The organism is Bacillus sp. GB_SG_008, from assembly GCF_052038115.1.
Taxonomy (GTDB): Bacteria; Bacillota; Bacilli; order Bacillales; family Bacillaceae_G; genus Bacillus_A; species Bacillus_A rhizoplanae.
Genome location: NZ_JBPZSK010000010.1, coordinates 50,709 through 70,943 on the forward strand (window position 1 = coordinate 50,709; position 20,235 = coordinate 70,943).

Consider the following 20,235-nt stretch of genomic DNA (forward strand, 5'->3'; position numbering starts at 1 on the left):
TTCGAAAGCTGAATTTAATATTTAGATAAATATCTAAATGTCTAATTGATGAAAGGAAGAGGGACATTGAACCAAGCATTTAAAGCGTTGGCAGATCCGACAAGGCGCAAAATTTTAGACCTCTTAAAAGAAGGCGATTTAACAGCTGGAGAAATTGCAGAGCATTTTAATATGACTAAACCGAGTATATCCCATCACTTAAATGCGCTTAAGAACGCAGAGCTCATTCAAGATGAAAAAAGAGGACAGTTTGTTGTGTATTCATTAAATACGACCGTGTTTCAAGATTTGTTAACTTGGGTGTTTACGTTTACGAATAAAGGGGGAGAAGCAAAATGAAGAAACACATTTTTGCCATTATACTTATTAGCATAACAATATTTGCTTGGATTATCTCTTGGCCGCACCTTCCGAATACAATCGCTACACATTGGAGCGGCGGCACCCCAGATGGTTATTCTTCTAAATTAAATGGAATGTTATCGATGGTTGGGATTATGATTGGAACTTATATATTACTCAATGTTGTTCCAAATATTGATCCAAAGAAAGAGAATTATAAAAAATTCTCGAAAAGTTTTACGATGATAACTTATAGTATCCTTGTTGTATTATTTATTGGGAACATGGATATTATTGCAACGGGATTAGGCTATGATTTACGAATAAATCGTTTTTCAGAGTTGATTGTCGGCATTTTATTTTTAGTAATAGGTAACTATTTACCACAATGTAAGCCGAATTTCTTTGTTGGCATTCGTACTCCATGGACATTAAGCAATGAAGAAGTATGGCGCAAAACACATCGTTTTAGCGGGAAAGTATTTATGATTTTAGGGATTATCATGTGTATAAGTATTTTTGCTCCTGTTCATTGGAGATCATATATCGTACTGACTGTCGTTTTGATTGGAGTGGTAATCACAATGCTATATTCTTATTTTGCTTATAAGAAAGAGATGAAAATATAAAAAGAAGGTTCTTTTCTAAAGAAAAGGTATTTATATTGATATACAGATAAAGTATTATTGTGTAATAATTCTTTTAGGGCAGGCTTATAATACAGCCCTTATATCAGCAATCTATTTATTATATATTATGAAAACGGTCAAAAAGAAAAAGCCACTCTTCCATTGAGAAGAGTGGCTTTTTTCTAATCTTACATAAATGTAATGTTTATGTAAGAGAAATAGATAGTGTGGCATTAGTGGCGGTGTTATAGTAACAAAATACTTAAGAAAATCATTTTAATATAATTTTTATAGAAGATATTGCGACTTATATAATAATCATGTTTGTGTAAGGGGGTTCGATCGTGGCAACAGTAATGATGAGATAAGGTAAAGTGAGGGATATAGTAATGAAAACAGTGCTAGAAGCAAATAATATACAAAAAATATATGACACCGGTGGAAATAAATACGAAGCGTTAAAAGGAATTAACTTACAAGTGAAAGAAGGCGAGTTCGTTGGAATTATGGGGCCGTCTGGATCGGGTAAAACAACGTTATTAAATGTTCTTTCTACAATTGATAACGCAACGAGCGGTGAAATTTTAATTGATGGAAATGATATTGTGAAAATGAATGATGATAAATTAGCATTATTCCGTCGTGATAACTTAGGCTTCATTTTCCAAGATTATAATTTATTAGATACGTTAACAGTGAAAGAAAATATTGCGCTTCCACTTGCGTTATCAAAAGTAAAAGCAGGTGAAATTGATCGCCGTGTTCTTGAAATCGCGAAAAAAATTGGTATTGATCATATTTTAGATCAATATCCATACCAAGTATCTGGCGGACAGAAGCAGCGCTGCGCAGCCTCTCGCGCTATTGTTACAAATCCAAGTATGATCTTTGGAGATGAGCCAACAGGTGCGTTAGATTCTAAGTCTGCAACTGACTTATTAGAGAGCTTGAAATCATTAAATGAATATGATCAATCGACAATTTTAATGGTCACGCATGATGCATTTGCCGCAAGTTATTGTCAGCGTGTTATTTTCATTAAAGATGGTGAGTTATATAAAGAACTGCACAAAGGAGAAGTAACGCGGAAGCAATTTTTCCAAGAAGTACTAGATGTAATGTCTATTATCTCTGGAGGTATAGTAGATGACGTTATCTAGTATTGCCCTTCGCAATATAAAGCGAAACTTTAAAGATTATGCTTTATATTTTATGTCGATGATTTTTAGTATCGTCATTTACTTTACCTTTGCAGCACTTCAATATAATACACAAATGGAAAAAGCGGCAGAAGGATCAAAGAAAATTAGCGGGGCATTCCAAGTCTCTAGTGTAATGCTCATTATTTTCGTAGCGGTATTTATTATTTATTCCAATAGCTTCTTTACACGTAAACGAAAAAAAGAAGTTGGGTTATATTCTTTACTAGGAATTCGGAAACGCCAAATTGGAAGAATGCTGTTTTATGAAAATATGTTAATGGGATTAATGTCCTTAGTAATTGGTATTGTGATTGGTAGTTTACTGTCTAAGCTATTTCTGGAATTACTAGTAAGCTTAATGGGACTCGATTTACATGTTCATTTTGAAGTGCCGTTAGCAGCGATTACGAATACGGCAGTTGTGTTTTTTGTTATTATTTTGTATACATCGCTGCAAGGGTATCGTTTAATTTATCGATTTAAGCTTATTGAGCTATTCCGCGCTGAGCGTGAAGGAGAACAAATGCCAAAAGGGTCTATTATTATGGCATTTATCGCTATATTCTTAATTGGTTCTGGATATTTCTTATCACTTATGTTTACGAAAGCTATTAAATACGCAGACTTCATGATGATCGCATTTTATATTCTATTTGCAACCGTAATTGGTACGTATTTATTATTTAAGTTCTTTACAGTTGTCGTTTTAAAACGCGCAAGAAATAATAAATCATCCTTTTATAATGGAATGAATATGGTAACGACATCTCAGTTGTTATACCGCATTAAAGGAAATGCAAAATCGCTTGCAACCATTGCTATTTTAAGTGCAGTAACATTAACAGCCGTTGGTACATCTGTCACGATGTATTACAACACATTCACACAAACGAAAGATTATACACCGTATAGCTTCTCTTATGAGAAAAAGGATGAGGCTTTAGAACAGAAAGTGAATGCAATCTTTGAGGAAGAGAAGAAGCATAATCCAATTAAAGAGCAGTTCGAAATTGAAATGGTGCCGGTGAAAGGGAAATTTGAAGGTGAAAAAGCTGATATAAGTATGAATGCTCATTATATGATGACAGAACAATATCAACTTGTGTCACAATCCGCCTTTAATACAATTGCGAACAAAATGGATACGGTAAGGTTAACCGCTGGAGAAGCTTTCGTATTGGATGGCACGTATATTGAAGGACATGAATTTAGTACAGTATATACAGGAAATAAAGCGGTATTTCCTCTTGGAAATGAAACGAAGGCATTAACAATTAAAGGTGTTGAAGGTCGTAATGTTACGAACTTAGGAGAATTAGTTGTTGTTGTTCCAGACGACGTATACGAGCAAGCGAAAAAGGTAAATGGAACGAGAGTTGTTAAAAATATTAATGTGAAAAATGAGAAGAATAGTAAGGCATTAACGGAAAAATTAACAAAGATTATGCCGAGAGAGCCTGAGCCTGCACCGTCATTTAGAGATTTCTATACAGGATTTAAAGGCGGAATGGAAGCAACTGGTCTGATGATGTTCATCAGTACTTTCTTAGGAATGGTATTCTTACTTGCAACAGGTTCTATCATTTACTTTAAACAATTAACAGAAGCAAATGCAGACCGTGATCGATATGTTGTTCTTCGTAAAATTGGGGTAACGAAGCAAGAGATGAAGAAAGCAATCGCAAAACAAATTCGCTTTATTTTTGCGATTCCATTAGTCATTGGAATTTTGCATAGCTTATTTGCGCTAAAAGGATTGGCTAATTTATTGCCATTTGAAATTTTAATTCCATTATTAATGAGCATTGGAGTATATAGTGTGATTTATATTGGCTATTACTTCTTAACGGTGCGTTCTTATTTTAAGATTGTAAGTGAGGAGTAGTAGAAAAGTAGCTATTGGTATAAGCCATAGCTACTTTTTTTACTACGTATGCATGTCGTATATTGGCGAATGGCCGATATATGTAAAAAAAGCTGATATCGTATTATTTATCTGTTGCAACAGAAGCAATATATGGTAAGTTACGATATTTTTCAGCGCAGTCAATGCCATAGCCGACGATGAATTCATCTGGAATGACAAAGCCAACGTATTCAGCTGTTAAATCAACTTTACGGCGTTCTGGTTTATCAAGAAGCGTACAGAATTTTAACGCTTTTGGTTTATGCATTAAGAAGTGGTCTTTTAAGAAGTGAAGTGTTAAACCAGAATCAATAATGTCTTCTACGACAATTACATTTTTACCTGTAATATTTACATCGATATCTTTTAATAATTTTACTTTTCCAGTTGTTGTTGTTTGGTTTCCATAGCTAGATGCAGAGATAAAGTCGATTGTTACATCGTTTTTAATGTGACGAATTAAATCTGCTGCGAATACGAAAGAACCTTTTAGTACAGCAATAACAAAAATTTCTTCTCCTTCAAAATCACGTTCGATTTGCAGTGCAAGCTCTTTTACTTTTTCTTGCAGCTGTTCTTGTGAGATTAAAGTGTCTTTTATTTGGATTTCCATGCTGATCCTCCTACATTGTAAAACTTATGAACAGTTTGACTGTAAAGGATTCATACAAAAAAGTCAAAAAAGAGAAGGAGGATTTACTTTTAAATAAAAATATAGAAAATTAAGGGGGGGATATTGTAGATTAGGGAAAGGAAGTTAGTAGCAAAGAAATAAAGTGAAACTTTAATCAGTGGGGGGGTTCTTCATCCCCCACTGATTATTAGTTGAACCAATCGGGCTTTTACGGGCAGTTTATCTCCCACCTAACTTCTTTGCTTTCACCGAATTTTGAGGTGGGAGTATTACTGCCCGTTAATGCGGGATAAAATGATTATATAGAAAAAAGGACTTCTCTATAATCTGTAAAGCAGCCTTAAGACTGCTTTACAGGCTATTAAAAATGATAAATGATAGCTTTCTGTTTCTAATCCAATTTTCATAATATCCTCACCTTTCTTATCTTTTTGTTATAAATCTCATGCTTCATTTGAAATTGAATTTAACTCATTTTTCTTCTTAACAATTCGGACTAAATAGCTGCTAATAATCAAACCAAGTACGGAAAAAGCAATCATTGTTAAAAATACATGCTTATAACCGTCCATTCCAGGTGTTCTATCTAACATGCTTCCATATAGAGAAAATGCAAACATCGAAGGTGCATATCCTATTAAGCAAGCGATGGAAACAGATGCACCACTGATTTCTCTTGGAATTCCCACCTCATCAATAGGAGCAAAAAATACTGCTCTTTGAGTAAAAATAATCGTGCCAAAACTAAGTGTAAAGATCATTCCAACATATACATTCATCGTCTCATGAGGTAAGAAGATAAAAATAGTCATCCCAATAATTGCGGCTATAAAAGCAACTCTTAAATATTTAGATGGAGACTTGAATTTTTTATCAGCTAAGAATCCTCCTAGTGGACCTCCAAGCATTTTTAAAGCGTATTGATTAATAATTCCATAAGCACCTACTAGTGCAACAGGCATACCATAGATCACTTTTAAAAAAGGAATAAAATATGTTAAACCTATATAGACGGAATACACAGAGAATATAGTGAATGATACTGCCCATACTTCAGGCATCTTTACTGCTTGTAAAGCACCTTCTAGTGCAGCTTTATTTTTGTTAATTTTGTTACCATGTTCGTCTGTATCTTTAATTATGTCATCTTCTACCAAGAAATAAGAAATGATACCAATAACAATTGCTGTTGCTGCAAGGAAGATAATTGCACCTCTAAAGCCAGCTGCTCCTGATCCTAACCAACTAAAAATTGCAAGGGCAGAAAAAGCAACAATAGTATCAACCACTCCTCTTCCTGCTTCAAGGAATCCAAACACTCTACCTTGTTCGTCCTTATCTCCTAATAACCGTACAGCTTTAATTAAAGCAGGCCAATAAGCAGTCTCTGCAAATAAAGCGAAAATAATCCAAACGGTTAAAACACCATAATAACCAGGAAATGTTGTTAAATATAATCCTGATAATCCAACACCAATTAAGCTAAAAGGTATGATTTTCTTCTTAGAAAACCTGTCTACTATATACACTGATGCGATATAACCAAATGCTTGAATAATCCCATAAACAGATAAGATTACCCCTATTTGGGTATGAGATAAGTGAAAATAATCCATCATAGGAATATAAAAAGCATCTTTTAAAAATGGAAGTTTAAAAATTGCTCCTCCGCCTAAAATTAATACTGCAAGTGCAAACCACTTATTTTTTTGGGGAGTATCCATCCTTTTCCTCCTCAGAGGTTGATTTCTTAAAAGATAGTGCCTTTGATGAACTCAAAACTTAGCACTCTCTCACTATAAAGATTAAGTCTTTTAATCGTTTGATAATAAGAGAACGACATCTTATTTTATCATTTTTAATATTCGATTTTTCCTTTATTACAGGAGTTTTATCATATCTGGCGAGAAGACCCCCACATCAAGCGCGAAGCGGTAGGTGGGGGTAGTTCAATAGAGTACGAAGTTTCGCCTGAGAGAATGTCTCCTGATGAAAAAATGGAAGGGATAAAAAAACTTAATGATAAAGGGGTATTTTTACTTAAAGGCGGCGTAAGTGAAGTTGCTAAACATTTAAAAGCATCAGAAGCGACCATCTATCGATATTTAAATAAGGTAAAGTAAATGTGTCATTTACTTATTTAAGTAGCATTTTCTTTAAAGTAGAAGTGCTACTTTTTTTATACGCAGAAAAGTGATAGACTTTCCATTGATTAAATGAACTGAATAGAAAAGGAGAGTCATATGATTTTATTTTTATCGAAAAATTGGCAAGAAAACTCCATCTTCAAAACGTGCAGGGCATAGCCTAGTTTTAGGGGGAGATGAATTGCCATCGCATTTGTAAAAATATTTTCGCGACATTACGAATGTATGTTCTTTCTGGCTGTTTTGTAGTATCATGAAGGAAAGAAGGAGGTGAAAATCATGACGAAAGAAAAAGAATATGTAACCTATCAAATTTGGATCAAGAAAGGTCATAAGTTACACTCCTACTTCCTAGAAATGTGTCAAAACGCAAAAAATCTCTACAATACAACAAACTTCTACATTCGCCAAGTGTATACGACTTTATGTACAGAGAAAACTTTACAGCCACTTCAACAAGAAGTTCTTCATACATTACAAGCACATATTGAAATCATGAATGAAAATCAACTTCGTGCGTATCGAAAACGCGTACAAAGGGAGAAAGAAAAACCCGCAAAAGAACAAAAAGAAATCAAATGTAATTTGTTTGCATTCCCTACAAAGGAGAAATCCTTCTTATCGTATAACTTTCTAGATTGTTTGTTTAAAACGATGAAACAACAAGATTATATGAACTTGCCAGCACAAACGAATCAAGCGGTTATGAAGAAGTTATATCAAAACTGGAAATCATTCTTCGCTTCTATGAAAGCATATCAGAAACATCCTTCCACTTTTACTGGCAGACCTCGCATTCCCAAATACATTAAATCATCTATGAAAGAAATTGTTTTCACGAATCACGTATGTAAACTTCAAGAGAAATACATTCGTTTTCCAAAAACAAGCATAAAATTAAATATCGGTAAATTGTTCGGATATATCGAAATTTTGAAAGAGGTACGTGTTTCTCCTGCTTATGGGAAGTTTAAGGTGGAAATTGTGACAGAACAATCTAAGCCATTGCCTGAGCATGTAGACAATAACCGTTATATTAGTATTGATTTAGGGATTAATAACATTGCAACTATCATAACGAATACAGGGGCTACTCCTGTGTTAGTAAAGGGCAATGTCATCAAAAGCATTAATCAATACTACAACAAACAAAAGGCTCGCTTACTGGGTATTCTTCGTCATGGAAAAGAAGCAAAAGAAGGCCCACACACATCAAACCGTTTAGAGAGGCTTCATGAGAAACGGTTTCTCAAGATAAAAGACCTCTTCCATAAAATGAGTCACCACATTGTTCAGTTGGCGATTCAACAGGAGATTTCTATGATTGTGATTGGGAAAAATACAGCATGGAAACAAAACAGTGATATGGGGAAACGACAGAATCAATCGTTCTGCCATATCCCGCATAATCTACTCATTGAAATGATCGCCTATAAAGCAAAACGAAAAGGTATTACTGTACAAATAGTGGAAGAATCGTATACAAGCAAGGCATCCTTTCTAGACAATGATGCGATCACGACTTACGGTGAGGAAGACATCCCTGTATTCAGTGGGAAACGGATCAAACGCGGCTTGTATCGTACGAAGGAGAACAAACTACTGAACGCAGATGTGAATGGTGCCTATAACATCTTAAAAAAAGCAGTTCCAAAGGCATTTGCCGATGGAATAGAGGGGTTGTGCTATCAGGCAGCTGTGTCAACTCCACTTGTGTTAAGCATCTCTTGAAGGTGATACACGAGAAACCCCCACTTCAAGATCCGCAGGATATAAGTGGCGGGAGTTTTCATCAAGACGAAAGAACGGGTAAAAGCAACCAGGATATGCACTCGATTGTATGTACAGATGCTTTAAATTTTTTACAGGAGAGTACTATTAATGAAAGCACGCAATATTATTTTTATGTAATAGCGTTTATATATTTATATATTAATATTTACAATTAAAACCTTACAAAATTGTAAGGTTTTTTGTAAGGTAAATCGATAGTTTGTACTGATTTTTTTGTATACACTACATATGTGTAAGGCACATACATTTTAGGGAAAAAAGGCAGGCACTAAAAAAGAAAGGAGTAGGGGAATGGAGAGGCACTCGGCGGCTCTATCTTTATTATTAGAGAATGATATGATTATGCTAGCTAATAATGAAGGCTGTAAAACTGTAGTTGATCGACAAGAAGTATGGGTAGATTCACATGATAAAGTTGTGTGGCACAAATGGAATGATAGCTATAAAGAGAATATAAAGAAGCAGCACATAGGGTATGATATGCGTAGAGTTGTTTTATGGAATGAGATGAAATCTTGGATTCATAAGCATAACGGTAAAAATAAACGAGAGCAGCCGAGAGAGATAGACACACTCCATTCTCAAACTCCTGAAATGGTAAGACACATAGATTCACATTAGGAAAGTAACATGGGAAACTGAGGCACAAAAAAAGATTGCTATTTAAGCAATCTTTTTTTTGTTTGTATAATTCATATTCACGCTTGTAAATAAGCGTGGTGCTGTTGTAAATAAAATGACAAGTAAAATGGCACATAATGCGAAAGAACCAATCATTGCGCTGCCATTTACGATGAAGGAATATAAAACAGCAGATTGTCCTTTTGGTGCGTATTGTCCAAAGAAAATAACACCGGCAATAAAGTGCCAGAAGTAACGAGCTAGGCTGCCAATAAATGTAGCGATAATGATATACGTAATTGCTTTTGTTCTTTGTCTATTGGCAAGTGCTTGTTGGATTGGTGTATGAAATAATCCAGCAAAACCGATAAAGGCAAATGCAATGAAGTATTCAATAAACGCTTGTATTGGCGTTAAAATGTAGGCATCTCCTACGACAATTTGTAGTAATCCCCAAATGAGACCACTTAAGAAACTTGTTTTAAATCCCCAGCGGTAAGCAATAATAAAAATTGGAATCATAGCAAATGAGATAGAACCGCTCGTTGGAAGTTTAATAGATAGTGGTAAAATATCGATGACTAACGCAAATGCTGCGAGAATCGCTGCCTCTATCATCGATTGTAAATTTGTGTTGCGCATTTATAGCTCCCCCTACATCCAAGTTACAAAAAAAGAATCACTATCATAGGGGGATATTGAAATATACAAGTTACAAATAACTATTTATGTATATACGTTTGCACAATTCCTGCGTTAGCATTAACTAACAGGTTCAAAGGGTCGGAACGATGTGTTCCCTCTCAGCGACGCGGCTCCCCCTGTGACAACGAGATTCTTAGATTGTTACTTTTATTGTAACGAAAATGGATAAGAATGACAAATGAATCGTACATAACTTTGTTTCGTAACGTAAAAATGCTGAAATTGTACAAAAATATTAATAAATTCACATCATATTGTATAGTTTTTTTTCAAAAATTCATGATATGATTGATATTGATAATAATTATCGTTATCTTCCAAGGGGGAGAAGTTATGAACTTAGTTGATATGAATATAGATGAAAAAGTACGTGTGAAAGATTTACAATCTCTTGATAAATTATTAAAACGTCGTTTAGCTTCATTTGGATTTGCTGAAGGCTGCGAACTTTGTGTAAAACAAAAGGCAATGTTTAATGGTCCGTGTACATTAGAATGCCGCGGGCAATTAATTTCTATTCGCCATTGTGATGCGAAAATGATAAAGGTGGAATTAGCGTGAATAAGGTTGCTTTACTGGGGAATCCAAATACGGGGAAAACATCATTATTTAATGCGCTTACTGGTTCTTATGAATATGTGGGGAACTGGAGCGGAGTAACTGTAGAAAAAAAGATTGGTAAGTTAAAAGATAAGAAGGGAACTTTAATAGATTTACCAGGTGTATATGATTTAAACCCTGTGTCACGTGATGAAGGGGTTGTTACACAATTCCTATTAACTGACGAATTTCATCATATGTTAAACATTGTAGACGCCTCTCAATTCGAGCGTAATATGCATTTAACTTTGCAATTATTAGAATTTGGTAAGCCGATCTCAATTGGTTTAAACATGATAGATGTTGCCAGGCAGCGTGGAATTATCATTGATGTGAAGAAACTGGCTGAAATGCTAGGTGTAACAGTTATTCCGGTTATTGCGAGGAGCGGAAAAGGCTGCGAGGAATTGTTAACTTCTCTTCACGAAAGTGATCGCGTAGAACAGAAGCCATTTATTCTTTCTTATGGTGAAACGGTAGATGCAGGAATTCAGCAAGTTATGGATAAATTGCAACAAGCGAATTATGAGCATACAAGATGGCTTGCACTTCAATTTTTAAGCAATAATGAAGTAGTAGAACAAGAATTAAATCAATTGCCTATTTATAAGGAACTTGTAGCAATTCGCTCTGCATTAGAAGTAGAACTGGATGTAACGCTGGAGCAGCATATGTACGGAGTACGTGCAGCGTATATTGAAAAGTTGAAAACAAGTGTCATTCGTCATGAAAAAGAAGGAAGCATTCCTTTTTCTGAACGAATTGATAAATTAATTACACATAAAATTTGGGGACTTCCGATTTTTTTAGGAATCATGTATTTCATTTTTCAGGTTACATTTACGTGGATTGGGACACCTCTATCTGATCAACTTGATGCATTTGTCGGCGGTCCGTTTACAGATTGGGTAACGACAGCTCTAACTAATATGGGGGCATCTGAGTTTATTCGAGCGCTTATTACAGATGGCGTGATTGCTGGTGTCGGTGGAGTTATAGTATTCGTTCCGCAAATTTTTGTATTGTTCTTCTTTATTTCATTGTTGGAAGACTCTGGATATATGGCGCGTATTGCCGTTGTAATGGATCGTATTATGGAGTTTTTTGGACTAAATGGAAAAGCATTTATTCCAATGATCATTGGTTTTGGTTGTAACGTACCAGGCATTATGGCCGCAAGAACGATTGAGCAGGATAAAGAGAGGTTACTTACGATTTTAGTGACGCCATTTATGTCGTGTTCAGCACGCCTACCTGTATATGCATTATTTGCTGGGGTCTTTTTCCCGCATAGTCAAGCAATCGTTGTGTTCTCTTTATATATCATTGGTATTATACTTGCGCTAGTCGTTACAAAGATTATGTCTATTACGGTTTTAAAAGAAGAAAAATCAATTTTTGTAATTGAACTTCCGCCTTATCGTGTGCCGCAAGTAAAAACGTTATGGCGCAGTACGTGGGAAAAAGGAAAAGGGTTTGTACGTAAAGCAGGTACATTTATCTTTGGCGGTTCGGTTGTCATTTGGTTATTAAACTATGCTGGTCCATCTGGATTCGGTGTAGATATGGGAGATAGTTTCCTAGCGATGATTGGCGGCGTCTTGGCTCCAATTCTAGCACCGCTTGGCTTTGGAACATGGCAAGCAGCTGCAGCACTATTAACAGGATTTTTAGCAAAAGAAGTTGTTGTTTCCGCAATGGCGATTATTTATTCTGTGAAAGAAGATGTATTAGGAAACATAATCGGAGCTCATTTTACAGCATTATCAGCATATGCATTTATGTTCTTTATCTTATTATATGTACCATGTTTAGCAACAGTTGCGGTAATTCGCCGTGAAACAGGATCAGTTAAGTGGACTATTTTCTCTGTTGTTTATCCGCTTATTGTTGCGTATGTATTAACACTAATCGTATACCAAGTTGGATCTATGATGGGATTCTAGAAGGAGATGTTTGCATAATGGTAGTTAATATTTTAATTGGAGCTGTCATTTTTGGATATGCAGCATATACGTTAATTAACTTTGTAAAGAGAAGTAAAAAAGGAAAATGTGCAGCGTGCTCCATTAATAAATCATGTCAGTCCAATGCTTGTAGCCCTGATATGAAGCATGTGGTGAATAAGTAGTACAGAGATTCCTAGATAACATATAAAAAGCATGGAGAAATGATCCATGCTTTTTTTTCATATTTCTTAGTAGTTTAATATTATCCCTGTAAAACTAAATCGGCAAGTTTTGTAGGAGATTCTGTGTTTACATAAAATTCTTCAGCTTTCCAATATCTATTTTGAAACTTGGAAATGTTTTGTTGCGTATGTTCATTTTCACGAAGAAATCTCTTATTTCGCGGGCAGTCTAAATACACTACATAATCATAGAAACTTCTCCATTCTTTACGTTGAAGAAAAACACCTTCTATTACGATTACACAGGTATTAGGAAGTTTAATGCTCTTAATACTCTGTGTATCGGATTCATTGTCATAAAAAGGAAGAATAAGATCGTTCGAAAATCTGAGTTTATCGAAAAAATGATCACGTAACCAAGTAATGTCCCACTGTAAATAATAATATTCATACCATTCTTCATGGCCGGTATTGTAACGCTTTTTACGCTCAACAATGTGGTCATCAATATGAAAGACATAGATAGGGAGATTCTTTTCTTTTACAGCCTCGCTAAGTTTTTTCACAAGTGTTGTTTTGCCAGAACGACTTAACCCATCTACCCCTAAAATAAACCGGCCATCTATTTCAAGATTTGAAATCAAATGTAAGAGTGTTATGAAATTATCTTTCAAGGTAGTATCATCTCCTTTGAAAAAAGTCATTCTTTTCTTACCTTATTTTTCTCAGTTTTGAACCATTAGCTATTATGCCAATAAAACCAGTGATAGCAAATATATACGCTACGAACAAGGATGTTGATGATAGTGACTCTATAATTATTCTAAATGTGCCAAAAGCAAATAATAGGAAACTACCTACGAGAGTTATAATTGTTCGAGTTTTAATATCCAGTTTTTGCACCCCCGAAAAATCTTCATTTTAAATAAATGTTAACATATTCATTAGTATAAATTAACATTAATTGTCATTTAGAAAGAGGATAATTGGTATGATATTTCTACTGTTTCTCCACAAAAACTGAACTACTTACTTATAGGAAGAGTTCTCTATTTTTTTTTTAATGAATATCAATATTAAAATAAAAAAGAAGCCTGCTAATAGGCTTCTTTTTCATTTTAATGGTATCCCTTTGCAGAGTCTTTATGAATTTTCTCTTTAAAGATTGTGTAGCTCCATAATTGATAGCTAATAACAATTGGTACCATGACTATTGCAACAAAGAACATAATTTTTAAGTTTAATTCACTGCCTGCTGCTTGGAATAATGTTGTGCTGTATGCATCGTTAATGCGAGATGGCAACATTCTTGGGAACATGCCAGCAAAACCAGTTGCCATAAACATGGCGATTGTTAAGCAAACAAATGTGAACGCTAAACCAATTTTACGTTTGAAAACCGTAATGATTGTGATGACACTCATTAACATCGCAAGTAACGGGATGATAAACAGTACAGGGTATTCCGTAAAGTTTTGGAATAAGTTTGTAAGGTTTGCCGTTGCGACGTAGAAGATAGCTAAAATGGTTGCTGCTGCCATCGAAAATGGTTTGGCAATTTTATAAGCACGATCTGATACTTCACCAGTCGTTTTAATCATAACCCAAAGTGCACCGGATACGACAAAGATTGCAGTGAAGAAGAGACCGCCTAAAATACCGTAAGGATGTAATAAGCTAAGTAAGTTTCCTTCATAGCCATGTTTACCAATTTGTAGTCCGTAGTACAGGTTAGCGAATGTAACGCCGAATAAGAAAGCAATTAAGAAACTACCAACCGCATACGTCCATTTACAAACAGTTTGCCAAACTGGTGAATCATCTTTGTGCATAAATTCTAATCCTGCTGCACGAGCGAACAGAGCAATTAATACTAAAAATAACGGTGTATATAAGTAGCTGAACATGTTTGCATATGTGATTGGGAAAGCAGCAAATGTTGCTCCCCCTGCTGTAATTAACCATACTTCGTTACCGCCCCAGAACGGTCCAATTGCTTCCTGCAATTGATTTCGTTCTTGGCGATCCTTCGTAACAAATGGGAAAATCATTCCGTTACCAAGTGCATAGCCATCGAGAATAAAGTAAACTGTCCAAATCACGCCCCATAAGACGAACCAAATAATTGCAAGTGTATCATGAGACATGAGCTACACCTCCTTGATTCGTTTCTTCTAATGCTGCTGGACCTTTTTTTGCAAATTTTAGCATAAGGTATACATCAGCAATTAATAGTAAAGTGTAGAACAAGATTAAGCTAATTAAAGAGAACCAAATTTGCGGTACAGAAATTGGTGAAACTGATTCTGCTGTTCGCATTAGTTTGTATACTGTCCAAGGCTGACGTCCTGCTTCTGCAACAATCCAACCAGCGTTAATTGCTACATACGGAAGTAATACAGACCACATTGTAATTTTTAAGAAACGTTTTGAGTTTTCTAGTTTTCCTTTTCGCATTAAATAGAAACCAAACCATGTTAGTGCCATAAAGAATGTACCAAGTGCAACCATTAAACGGAAGCTGTAATAAACAAGATTCACGTTTGGACGCTCGTCTTTCGGAATATCTTTTAAACCGACAATTTTTCCATCAAATGAGTTTGTATAGAAGAAGCTGCCGAGTTTTGGAATTGTTAATGCTTCAAAGTTTTTTTCATTTTTTACATCAGGAATTTGAATAATGGAGAAGCCTTGTCCTTCCCCGGTTTCCCAAACTGCTTCCATTGCTGCACCTTTTGCAGGCTGCATTTTTGCTGCGAAAGCACCGGATTCATGACCGATGAAAGGTGTTGCAGTTGCTGCAAATAAACCGAATATTAAACCGTACTTAAATGATTTTCTAAAGAATGCAACCTCATTTTTACGTAGTAAGTGATACGCACTGATAGCCATAACGAAGAATGCACCAACGATGTAACAACCAACAACAGTGTGGAAGAACATATGCCACGCATATGGATTTGTAACTAGTGCCCAAAAGTCATTTAATTCAGCGCGGCCATTGCGGACTACATAGCCAACAGGGTTTTGCATAAAGCCGTTCGCTGTAATGATCCAAAGTGCGGAAATATTTGTTCCAAGTGCGACCATCCACATAGAGAATGCACGGAACTTTGGTGAAATTTTATCTTTACCGAACAACCAAATTCCCATGAAAGTAGATTCTAAGAAGAAGGCAACAAGTGCTTCTATCGCAAGTGGAGAACCGAAAATATCCCCCATGTATTTGGAATACTCAGACCAGTTTGTTCCGAATTGGAATTCCATCGTAATCCCAGTGATAATTCCCATTACGAAGTTAATGGTAAATAATTTACCCCAAAAGTTCGCCATTTTGCGGTACGTTGGATTCAATGTACGCGCATATTGCGTTTCCATAAATGCTACTAAAATAACAAGTCCGAGTGTTAACGGTACAAATAAGAAATGATAAAAGATTGTAATTGCAAACTGAAAACGACTCAGTAACAGAACGTCGGACATAGTAATGATTCACTCCTTTTTTTCATTATCTACAAATAGTTTATAGTGAGAATTTGAGCAAAGTGTGGGGGAGTTGTTACAGAACTGTGTGAGAATTATGGAAGAATTATGGCTGTTATCTGAAAATATCTTATTTTTAGAATAAAGCAATATATTTTTTGTTTTTTTCATTCTTTGATACACTTAGTTTGTACTTATATGAAGAAATAGGGGGTTTTACTTTGAGAACATTAGAAGAGATTTTGAAATATAATCAGGAATTTGTTGAAAGTAAAAAGTATAAAGAATATGAAGCAGGAAAATTTCCGAATAAAAAAATGGTTATTATTTCATGTATGGATACACGTCTTGTAGAACTATTGCCAAAAGCGATGAACATGCGTAACGGTGATGTGAAAATTATTAAAGTAGCTGGCGCTGTTATTTCACATCCATTTGGAAGTATTATGCGTAGCATTTTAGTCGCGGTTTATGAACTTGGTGCAAATGAAGTGTGTGTAGTTGGTCACCATGATTGCGGTATGGCTAAAATTCAAGCGAGCAGCACGATTGAAAAGATGAAAGAGCGCGGTATTTCAGAAGAGAAACTAGACACACTTCGTTATTCTGGAATTGATTTAGAAAGGTTTTTACGTGGATTCTCAAGTGTAGAAGAAAGTGTAGAGCATAGTGTTTCTATCCTTCACAACCATCCGCTTATGCCAACAGAAGTGCCTGTGCATGGACTTGTTATTCATCCAGACACTGGAAAGTTAGACGTTGTTGTAAATGGCTACGAAGGTTAATTATCTTTTTGTTTTTTCTCTGGTACAGGATCGAATCCGCCTGGATGAAACGGGTGGCATTTCAAAATTCGTTTCACTGTAAGCCAGCTTCCTTTTAATGCGCCGTGAGTTTGAATCGCTTCTAGTCCGTAGTGAGAACACGTTGGGTGAAAGCGGCACGTTGGCGGCGTCATTGGGGAAATGAATGTTTGGTAAAAGCGAATAATACCGATGAAAATGCGTTTCATAACGATCTCCTTTCTTGCATATGCTGTAAGTATTATAGCATGGTCTGTACATAATACTTTACTAATTCGCAATTCCATTATATCATATTGGATATAACGGAATTAAAATAAAAGCGGGAGAGATGCATATGCCATCAGTAGAAAGCTTTGAATTAGATCATACAATTGTAAAAGCGCCTTACGTAAGACATTGCGGCGTTCATAAAGTAGGCAGCGACGGTGTCGTGAATAAATTTGATATTCGTTTTTGCCAACCAAATAAGCAAGCGATGAAGCCAGATGTGATTCATACGCTAGAACATTTATTAGCATTTAATTTACGTAAATATATCGATCGGTATCCTCATTTTGATATTATTGATATTTCGCCAATGGGTTGCCAAACAGGATATTATCTTGTTGTAAGCGGTACGCCAACAGTACGCGAAATCATCGATTTATTAGAGTTAACACTGCAAGATGCAGTAAAAATTACAGAAATTCCTGCTGCAAACGAAACGCAGTGCGGTCAAGCGAAACTTCATGACTTAGAAGGCGCAAAACGCTTAATGAATTTCTGGTTAAGCCAAGATAAAGATGAACTTGAGAAAGTGTTTGGATAAGATGAAGGAAAGCTGCCTGTGATAGGCAGCTTTTTTTAATTGGCGGATATATGTATGTCGAATGGTGTCGCGAGGTCTTTATCTCGCATTAACGGACAGTAAAGGCTGGAGAAGAGCGGGGAAGAAAACTGCCCGTAAAAGCCCGATTGGTGAGAGCTTTCCATCAGTGAGAAAAGCGTCACTGATGAAAGTTTCACTTTATATCGTGTCGAAGCGCCGATATATAGAAGGGAAGTGTAGTAGTTTACTTTGGTAGAGAGACGAGTATGAATATTAGAATGCTATCGAGATACTTTCACCACGGCGACAAATAATATAAAGATAGCAAGACCTAGAAAGAGAACTCCCATTAATTTACGCTGTTCTTTTATTTCAGAAATTCCCCATACTAAAAAGGTAAGAATTAGGAATATTTGGGTGTAAAGAATGAATTGATTTCCTTCAAAGAAAAAGGAACAAATAGCTGAAACCAAAGCAGCTGTACTAAACAGAATCCGCAGTATTTTTAGCATCGTAGCACTCCTTTGTGGTACTTGTTATAGGAGTAGTTTTTCGTTTAGAGAAGTAAGTCTGATATAGAAACATATAACGCCAATGCACCAGTAAGAAACAGAAAAATCCCAGCAGATGTTTGTTTTTTTTGAAATTCTGCAATACTAGAAACGAAAAAGATGAGTCCTAAAGAGATGAACATATAAGGTAAAATGAATGGAATGTTATCTGTAAAAAGTCCAAAAGCGGCTAAAAATAGCGTGATGATAGAAAAAGTAATGCTTAATATTTTCAGCATGTTACTGTCCCTTTTCTTCTTGATACGGATTATCCTCTACAGAATCTACTGAATGTTTATAGGAATATCCTTTATTAATGGTTAGGACGGAGAGTAATAAAACAGCAATCACAATAATGACTGCTATAATTAATATTTTCATCATAGAAGGGCCCCCTTTTTTTTTATTTTATCATTGCATATACTCCCTTTTACATATTTTTGTAAGAAAATGAAAACAATAGAAAATAAAGCGGGTGAAAGAAGGGACGTTCTATGGATAAGAAAACATACTATGTTTCAGTTGCAAATGGTGAAATCTCACAGGTGAAAACGGCCAATACATATAGTTTTGCGATTCAAGCGACAAACGAGGAAATTATTAAGCTCCGAGAATATTTTGATCAAGCATATCGTGAAGATCTTGGAGCATTTGTGCGCTCTCATGTTCCGTTTGTCGAATATCATAATGATTCTAATAATGATCGGTTCGATGAACAACTACAAGAAGCATATCGAATGATTTATGAATTAGGGGATCAGGAAGCGAAAGAATTGATTGCACAGATGGGAATTATCAACGGATTATGATTGGATAAGATTAGTCATACTAGTCAGAATGTGCTACAATTTATGGTAAGAAACTTGTAACCATCAATAGGGGAGTAGGGCATGTACACATTTAAAGATTATTATCATAACACTGTACAATTATCGTTTGAACGTTACCCATTTTCTCCAGAACCAAAGCACGTTTGGGTTGTGTGTCGATATGGGAACCAATGGTTATTAACACATCATTTGCGCCGGGGTCTTGAATTTCCAGGTGGAAAAGTAGAAGCTGGGGAAACACCGGAAGAAGCGGCAGCTCGTGAAGTTCATGAAGAAACGGGCGGCATTGTATCAAGCTTAACGTATATCGGACAATATAAAGTATCCGGAAAAGACAAAATAATCATTAAAAACATTTATTTTGCAACAATTAGTGCAGTAGAACAACATACGCACTATGAAGAAACGAAGGGATCTGTACTACTAACAGATATTCCAGAAAATATTAAAGAGAATAGACGCTTTAGTTTCATTATGCGCGATGACGTACTAGCGCGCACAATGCAGCATATAGAAGAAATCGGCTGTTTCACGAAATAGAGCAGTCGATTTCTTTTTATTTTTTGATTGTATTTCCTTATTCATGCTAGAGAGGACTCAAAAATATTATATAAAAAGAGGTTTGTGATATGATTCAATTTAATTATTTTACATACGCTCTCATGAATACAATTATTTTTTTGCCGTATTTTTTGTTTACCATTATCGGAAATTCTTATGACACTTCCTTGCATGGTGGGCTTCCGCTTATTATTTTCTATACATTTAAGTATACGGGGGGCATTCCTCATTCATTCGTTTTTCCAAAAAGTGAAGACTCGGGAGTCATTGTTAGGCTTTCTTCTCGTTGCAATCTTCGCAGCTGTTTGCGGGATGTTAGCGCCTCTTTCACCGATTTGGATTGAGTTATCTGCCCTTTTGATGGGGATTGCAACGAGTATCTTGCTTCCTCTTTATATGACAATTCAATATCATGAAAAGTATTTTTATAGTGTACGTCTAACACGTAAATCCAGCTACCCCTCATAATTTTTCATCTACACTTC

General features: G+C 35.5%; 25 protein-coding genes and 1 riboswitch. Of the genes, 15 read left to right on the forward strand and 10 right to left on the reverse strand.

Annotation, left to right across the window (positions count from 1 at the left end; genetic code table 11):
* The first annotated feature begins 66 nt into the window (after nt 1–66).
* The 4 genes from ACTDJC_RS19935 to ACTDJC_RS19950 all read left to right on the forward strand — a co-directional run bounded on the left by ACTDJC_RS19935 (nt 67) and on the right by ACTDJC_RS19950 (nt 4,058).
* Nucleotides 67–339 (forward strand): autorepressor SdpR family transcription factor, encoded by a 273-nt coding sequence (locus ACTDJC_RS19935; protein ID WP_440604482.1) that lies wholly within the window; start codon nt 67–69, stop codon nt 337–339.
* A complete protein-coding gene (locus ACTDJC_RS19940) occupies nt 336–971 on the forward strand; it encodes an SdpI family protein (protein ID WP_440604483.1) in 636 nt (211 codons plus the stop codon). Before ACTDJC_RS19935 ends, ACTDJC_RS19940 begins: the two co-directional genes overlap by 4 nt.
* A gap of 389 nt (nt 972–1,360) precedes the next feature.
* Nucleotides 1,361–2,131, forward strand: a complete 771-nt coding sequence (locus ACTDJC_RS19945) for an ABC transporter ATP-binding protein (RefSeq protein WP_253630705.1) — start codon at nt 1,361–1,363, stop codon at nt 2,129–2,131.
* On the forward strand, nt 2,118–4,058 hold the full coding sequence (locus tag ACTDJC_RS19950) for an FtsX-like permease family protein (RefSeq protein ID WP_440604484.1): 1,941 nt from the start codon (nt 2,118–2,120) through the stop codon (nt 4,056–4,058). The genes ACTDJC_RS19945 and ACTDJC_RS19950 overlap by 14 nt, the downstream gene beginning before the upstream one ends.
* Before the next feature lie 103 nt (nt 4,059–4,161).
* Here the strand turns inward: ACTDJC_RS19950 and hpt are convergent, their stop codons facing one another.
* Complete coding sequence (gene hpt / locus ACTDJC_RS19955; RefSeq protein ID WP_098306526.1) at nt 4,162–4,692, reverse strand: hypoxanthine phosphoribosyltransferase; 531 nt, start codon at nt 4,690–4,692, stop codon at nt 4,162–4,164.
* Between the two features lie 464 nt (nt 4,693–5,156).
* Nucleotides 5,157–6,437, reverse strand: coding sequence for an MFS transporter (locus ACTDJC_RS19960; protein WP_440604485.1), 1,281 nt, complete (start codon nt 6,435–6,437; stop codon nt 5,157–5,159).
* Nucleotides 6,438–6,665: 228 nt separating this feature from the next.
* On the opposite strand from ACTDJC_RS19960, the gene ACTDJC_RS19965 reads away from it, so the two are divergent.
* From ACTDJC_RS19965 to ACTDJC_RS19975, 3 genes are all read left to right on the forward strand, one after another.
* Complete coding sequence (locus ACTDJC_RS19965) at nt 6,666–6,836, forward strand: helix-turn-helix domain-containing protein (protein ID WP_440604505.1); 171 nt, start codon at nt 6,666–6,668, stop codon at nt 6,834–6,836.
* 303 nt (nt 6,837–7,139) lie between these two features.
* Nucleotides 7,140–8,591: an RNA-guided endonuclease InsQ/TnpB family protein gene (locus tag ACTDJC_RS19970; protein WP_440604486.1), complete on the forward strand. Its 1,452-nt coding sequence runs from the start codon at nt 7,140–7,142 to the stop codon at nt 8,589–8,591.
* Between the two features lie 354 nt (nt 8,592–8,945).
* Nucleotides 8,946–9,275, forward strand: a complete 330-nt coding sequence (locus ACTDJC_RS19975; protein WP_440604487.1) for a hypothetical protein — start codon at nt 8,946–8,948, stop codon at nt 9,273–9,275.
* Between the two features lie 42 nt (nt 9,276–9,317).
* Here the strand turns inward: ACTDJC_RS19975 and thiT are convergent, their stop codons facing one another.
* Nucleotides 9,318–9,917, reverse strand: coding sequence for an energy-coupled thiamine transporter ThiT (gene thiT, locus ACTDJC_RS19980; protein ID WP_440604488.1), 600 nt, complete (start codon nt 9,915–9,917; stop codon nt 9,318–9,320).
* An 88-nt stretch (nt 9,918–10,005) separates the two neighbouring features.
* Nucleotides 10,006–10,107: riboswitch (TPP riboswitch) on the reverse strand.
* A gap of 206 nt (nt 10,108–10,313) precedes the next feature.
* Between thiT and ACTDJC_RS19985 the strand changes: the two genes are divergently transcribed.
* From ACTDJC_RS19985 to ACTDJC_RS19995, 3 genes are read left to right on the forward strand one after another with little or no spacing between them, the layout of a single operon-like run.
* Nucleotides 10,314–10,541 carry a FeoA family protein gene (locus tag ACTDJC_RS19985; RefSeq protein ID WP_154710773.1) on the forward strand — a complete coding sequence of 76 codons (228 nt, stop codon included), beginning with the start codon at nt 10,314–10,316 and terminating at the stop codon, nt 10,539–10,541.
* On the forward strand, nt 10,538–12,526 hold the full coding sequence (feoB, locus tag ACTDJC_RS19990) for a ferrous iron transport protein B (protein WP_440604489.1): 1,989 nt from the start codon (nt 10,538–10,540) through the stop codon (nt 12,524–12,526). The genes ACTDJC_RS19985 and feoB overlap by 4 nt, the downstream gene beginning before the upstream one ends.
* A 17-nt stretch (nt 12,527–12,543) precedes the next feature.
* Nucleotides 12,544–12,711: a FeoB-associated Cys-rich membrane protein gene (locus tag ACTDJC_RS19995; RefSeq protein WP_440604490.1), complete on the forward strand. Its 168-nt coding sequence runs from the start codon at nt 12,544–12,546 to the stop codon at nt 12,709–12,711.
* An 80-nt stretch (nt 12,712–12,791) separates the two neighbouring features.
* Here ACTDJC_RS19995 and ACTDJC_RS20000 read toward each other — a convergent pair whose 3' ends face one another.
* From ACTDJC_RS20000 to ACTDJC_RS20010, 3 genes are all read right to left on the reverse strand, one after another.
* Entirely contained in the window at nt 12,792–13,385 is a 594-nt protein-coding gene (locus ACTDJC_RS20000) for a kinase (RefSeq protein ID WP_440604491.1), read from the reverse strand.
* A gap of 444 nt (nt 13,386–13,829) precedes the next feature.
* Nucleotides 13,830–14,858, reverse strand: coding sequence for a cytochrome d ubiquinol oxidase subunit II (gene cydB / locus ACTDJC_RS20005; protein WP_440604492.1), 1,029 nt, complete (start codon nt 14,856–14,858; stop codon nt 13,830–13,832).
* Nucleotides 14,848–16,194, reverse strand: coding sequence for a cytochrome ubiquinol oxidase subunit I (locus tag ACTDJC_RS20010; RefSeq protein WP_440604493.1), 1,347 nt, complete (start codon nt 16,192–16,194; stop codon nt 14,848–14,850). The genes cydB and ACTDJC_RS20010 overlap by 11 nt, the downstream gene beginning before the upstream one ends.
* 221 nt (nt 16,195–16,415) lie before the next feature.
* Here ACTDJC_RS20010 and ACTDJC_RS20015 point away from each other — a divergent pair, with 221 nt between their 5' ends.
* Nucleotides 16,416–16,979, forward strand: a complete 564-nt coding sequence (locus ACTDJC_RS20015; protein ID WP_440604494.1) for a beta-class carbonic anhydrase — start codon at nt 16,416–16,418, stop codon at nt 16,977–16,979.
* Here the strand turns inward: ACTDJC_RS20015 and yidD are convergent.
* Entirely contained in the window at nt 16,976–17,206 is a 231-nt protein-coding gene (gene yidD / locus ACTDJC_RS20020; RefSeq protein WP_098306556.1) for a membrane protein insertion efficiency factor YidD, read from the reverse strand. The genes ACTDJC_RS20015 and yidD overlap by 4 nt on opposite strands.
* 128 nt (nt 17,207–17,334) lie before the next feature.
* Here yidD and luxS point away from each other — a divergent pair, with 128 nt between their 5' ends.
* Nucleotides 17,335–17,808, forward strand: a complete 474-nt coding sequence (gene luxS, locus ACTDJC_RS20025; protein WP_230576081.1) for an S-ribosylhomocysteine lyase LuxS — start codon at nt 17,335–17,337, stop codon at nt 17,806–17,808.
* A 281-nt stretch (nt 17,809–18,089) separates the two neighbouring features.
* Here the strand turns inward: luxS and ACTDJC_RS20030 are convergent, their stop codons facing one another.
* The 3 genes from ACTDJC_RS20030 to ytzI are packed head-to-tail and all read right to left on the reverse strand — an operon-like array spanning nt 18,090 to nt 18,743.
* The gene (locus ACTDJC_RS20030; RefSeq protein WP_253630693.1) at nt 18,090–18,320 is read right to left on the reverse strand and encodes a DUF3953 domain-containing protein; all 231 of its coding nucleotides are present in this window, start codon (nt 18,318–18,320) and stop codon (nt 18,090–18,092) included.
* Nucleotides 18,321–18,364: 44 nt separating this feature from the next.
* On the reverse strand, nt 18,365–18,598 hold the full coding sequence (locus ACTDJC_RS20035; protein WP_440604495.1) for a DUF3953 domain-containing protein: 234 nt from the start codon (nt 18,596–18,598) through the stop codon (nt 18,365–18,367).
* 1 nt (nt 18,599) lies between these two features.
* Nucleotides 18,600–18,743 (reverse strand): YtzI protein, encoded by a 144-nt coding sequence (gene ytzI / locus ACTDJC_RS20040; RefSeq protein WP_429712406.1) that lies wholly within the window; start codon nt 18,741–18,743, stop codon nt 18,600–18,602.
* A 110-nt stretch (nt 18,744–18,853) separates the two neighbouring features.
* Between ytzI and ACTDJC_RS20045 the strand changes: the two genes are divergently transcribed.
* The 3 genes from ACTDJC_RS20045 (at nt 18,854) to ACTDJC_RS20055 (ending at nt 20,218) form a co-directional block, all read left to right on the forward strand.
* Entirely contained in the window at nt 18,854–19,168 is a 315-nt protein-coding gene (locus tag ACTDJC_RS20045) for a hydrolase (RefSeq protein WP_098306564.1), read from the forward strand.
* 81 nt (nt 19,169–19,249) lie between these two features.
* Nucleotides 19,250–19,729, forward strand: a complete 480-nt coding sequence (ytkD, locus tag ACTDJC_RS20050; RefSeq protein WP_098306566.1) for an RNA deprotection pyrophosphohydrolase — start codon at nt 19,250–19,252, stop codon at nt 19,727–19,729.
* A 177-nt stretch (nt 19,730–19,906) separates the two neighbouring features.
* Nucleotides 19,907–20,218, forward strand: coding sequence for a hypothetical protein (locus ACTDJC_RS20055; protein ID WP_440604496.1), 312 nt, complete (start codon nt 19,907–19,909; stop codon nt 20,216–20,218).
* Nucleotides 20,219–20,235 lie beyond the last annotated feature (17 nt).

Bases quoted from the DNA above. Each gene is read 5' to 3' on its own strand.
- ACTDJC_RS20035 (WP_440604495.1), bottom strand. From the start codon at position 18,598: ATGCTGAAAATATTAAGCATTACTTTTTCTATCATCACGCTATTTTTA.
- thiT (WP_440604488.1), bottom strand. From the start codon at position 9,917: ATGCGCAACACAAATTTACAATCGATGATAGAGGCAGCGATTCTCGCA.
- hpt (WP_098306526.1), bottom strand. From the start codon at position 4,692: ATGGAAATCCAAATAAAAGACACTTTAATCTCACAAGAACAGCTGCAA.
- ACTDJC_RS19950 (WP_440604484.1), top strand. From the start codon at position 2,118: ATGACGTTATCTAGTATTGCCCTTCGCAATATAAAGCGAAACTTTAAA.
- ytkD (WP_098306566.1), top strand. From the start codon at position 19,250: ATGTACACATTTAAAGATTATTATCATAACACTGTACAATTATCGTTT.
- cydB (WP_440604492.1), bottom strand. From the start codon at position 14,858: ATGTCTCATGATACACTTGCAATTATTTGGTTCGTCTTATGGGGCGTG.
- ACTDJC_RS19970 (WP_440604486.1), top strand. From the start codon at position 7,140: ATGACGAAAGAAAAAGAATATGTAACCTATCAAATTTGGATCAAGAAA.
- ACTDJC_RS20010 (WP_440604493.1), bottom strand. From the start codon at position 16,194: ATGTCCGACGTTCTGTTACTGAGTCGTTTTCAGTTTGCAATTACAATC.
- ACTDJC_RS20030 (WP_253630693.1), bottom strand. From the start codon at position 18,320: ATGCTAAAAATACTGCGGATTCTGTTTAGTACAGCTGCTTTGGTTTCA.
- ACTDJC_RS19975 (WP_440604487.1), top strand. From the start codon at position 8,946: ATGGAGAGGCACTCGGCGGCTCTATCTTTATTATTAGAGAATGATATG.
- ACTDJC_RS20055 (WP_440604496.1), top strand. From the start codon at position 19,907: ATGACACTTCCTTGCATGGTGGGCTTCCGCTTATTATTTTCTATACAT.
- ytzI (WP_429712406.1), bottom strand. From the start codon at position 18,743: ATGATGAAAATATTAATTATAGCAGTCATTATTGTGATTGCTGTTTTA.
- yidD (WP_098306556.1), bottom strand. From the start codon at position 17,206: ATGAAACGCATTTTCATCGGTATTATTCGCTTTTACCAAACATTCATT.
- ACTDJC_RS19945 (WP_253630705.1), top strand. From the start codon at position 1,361: ATGAAAACAGTGCTAGAAGCAAATAATATACAAAAAATATATGACACC.
- ACTDJC_RS19960 (WP_440604485.1), bottom strand. From the start codon at position 6,437: ATGGATACTCCCCAAAAAAATAAGTGGTTTGCACTTGCAGTATTAATT.
- luxS (WP_230576081.1), top strand. From the start codon at position 17,335: ATGCCATCAGTAGAAAGCTTTGAATTAGATCATACAATTGTAAAAGCG.
- ACTDJC_RS20045 (WP_098306564.1), top strand. From the start codon at position 18,854: ATGGATAAGAAAACATACTATGTTTCAGTTGCAAATGGTGAAATCTCA.
- ACTDJC_RS19985 (WP_154710773.1), top strand. From the start codon at position 10,314: ATGAACTTAGTTGATATGAATATAGATGAAAAAGTACGTGTGAAAGAT.
- ACTDJC_RS19940 (WP_440604483.1), top strand. From the start codon at position 336: ATGAAGAAACACATTTTTGCCATTATACTTATTAGCATAACAATATTT.
- ACTDJC_RS19995 (WP_440604490.1), top strand. From the start codon at position 12,544: ATGGTAGTTAATATTTTAATTGGAGCTGTCATTTTTGGATATGCAGCA.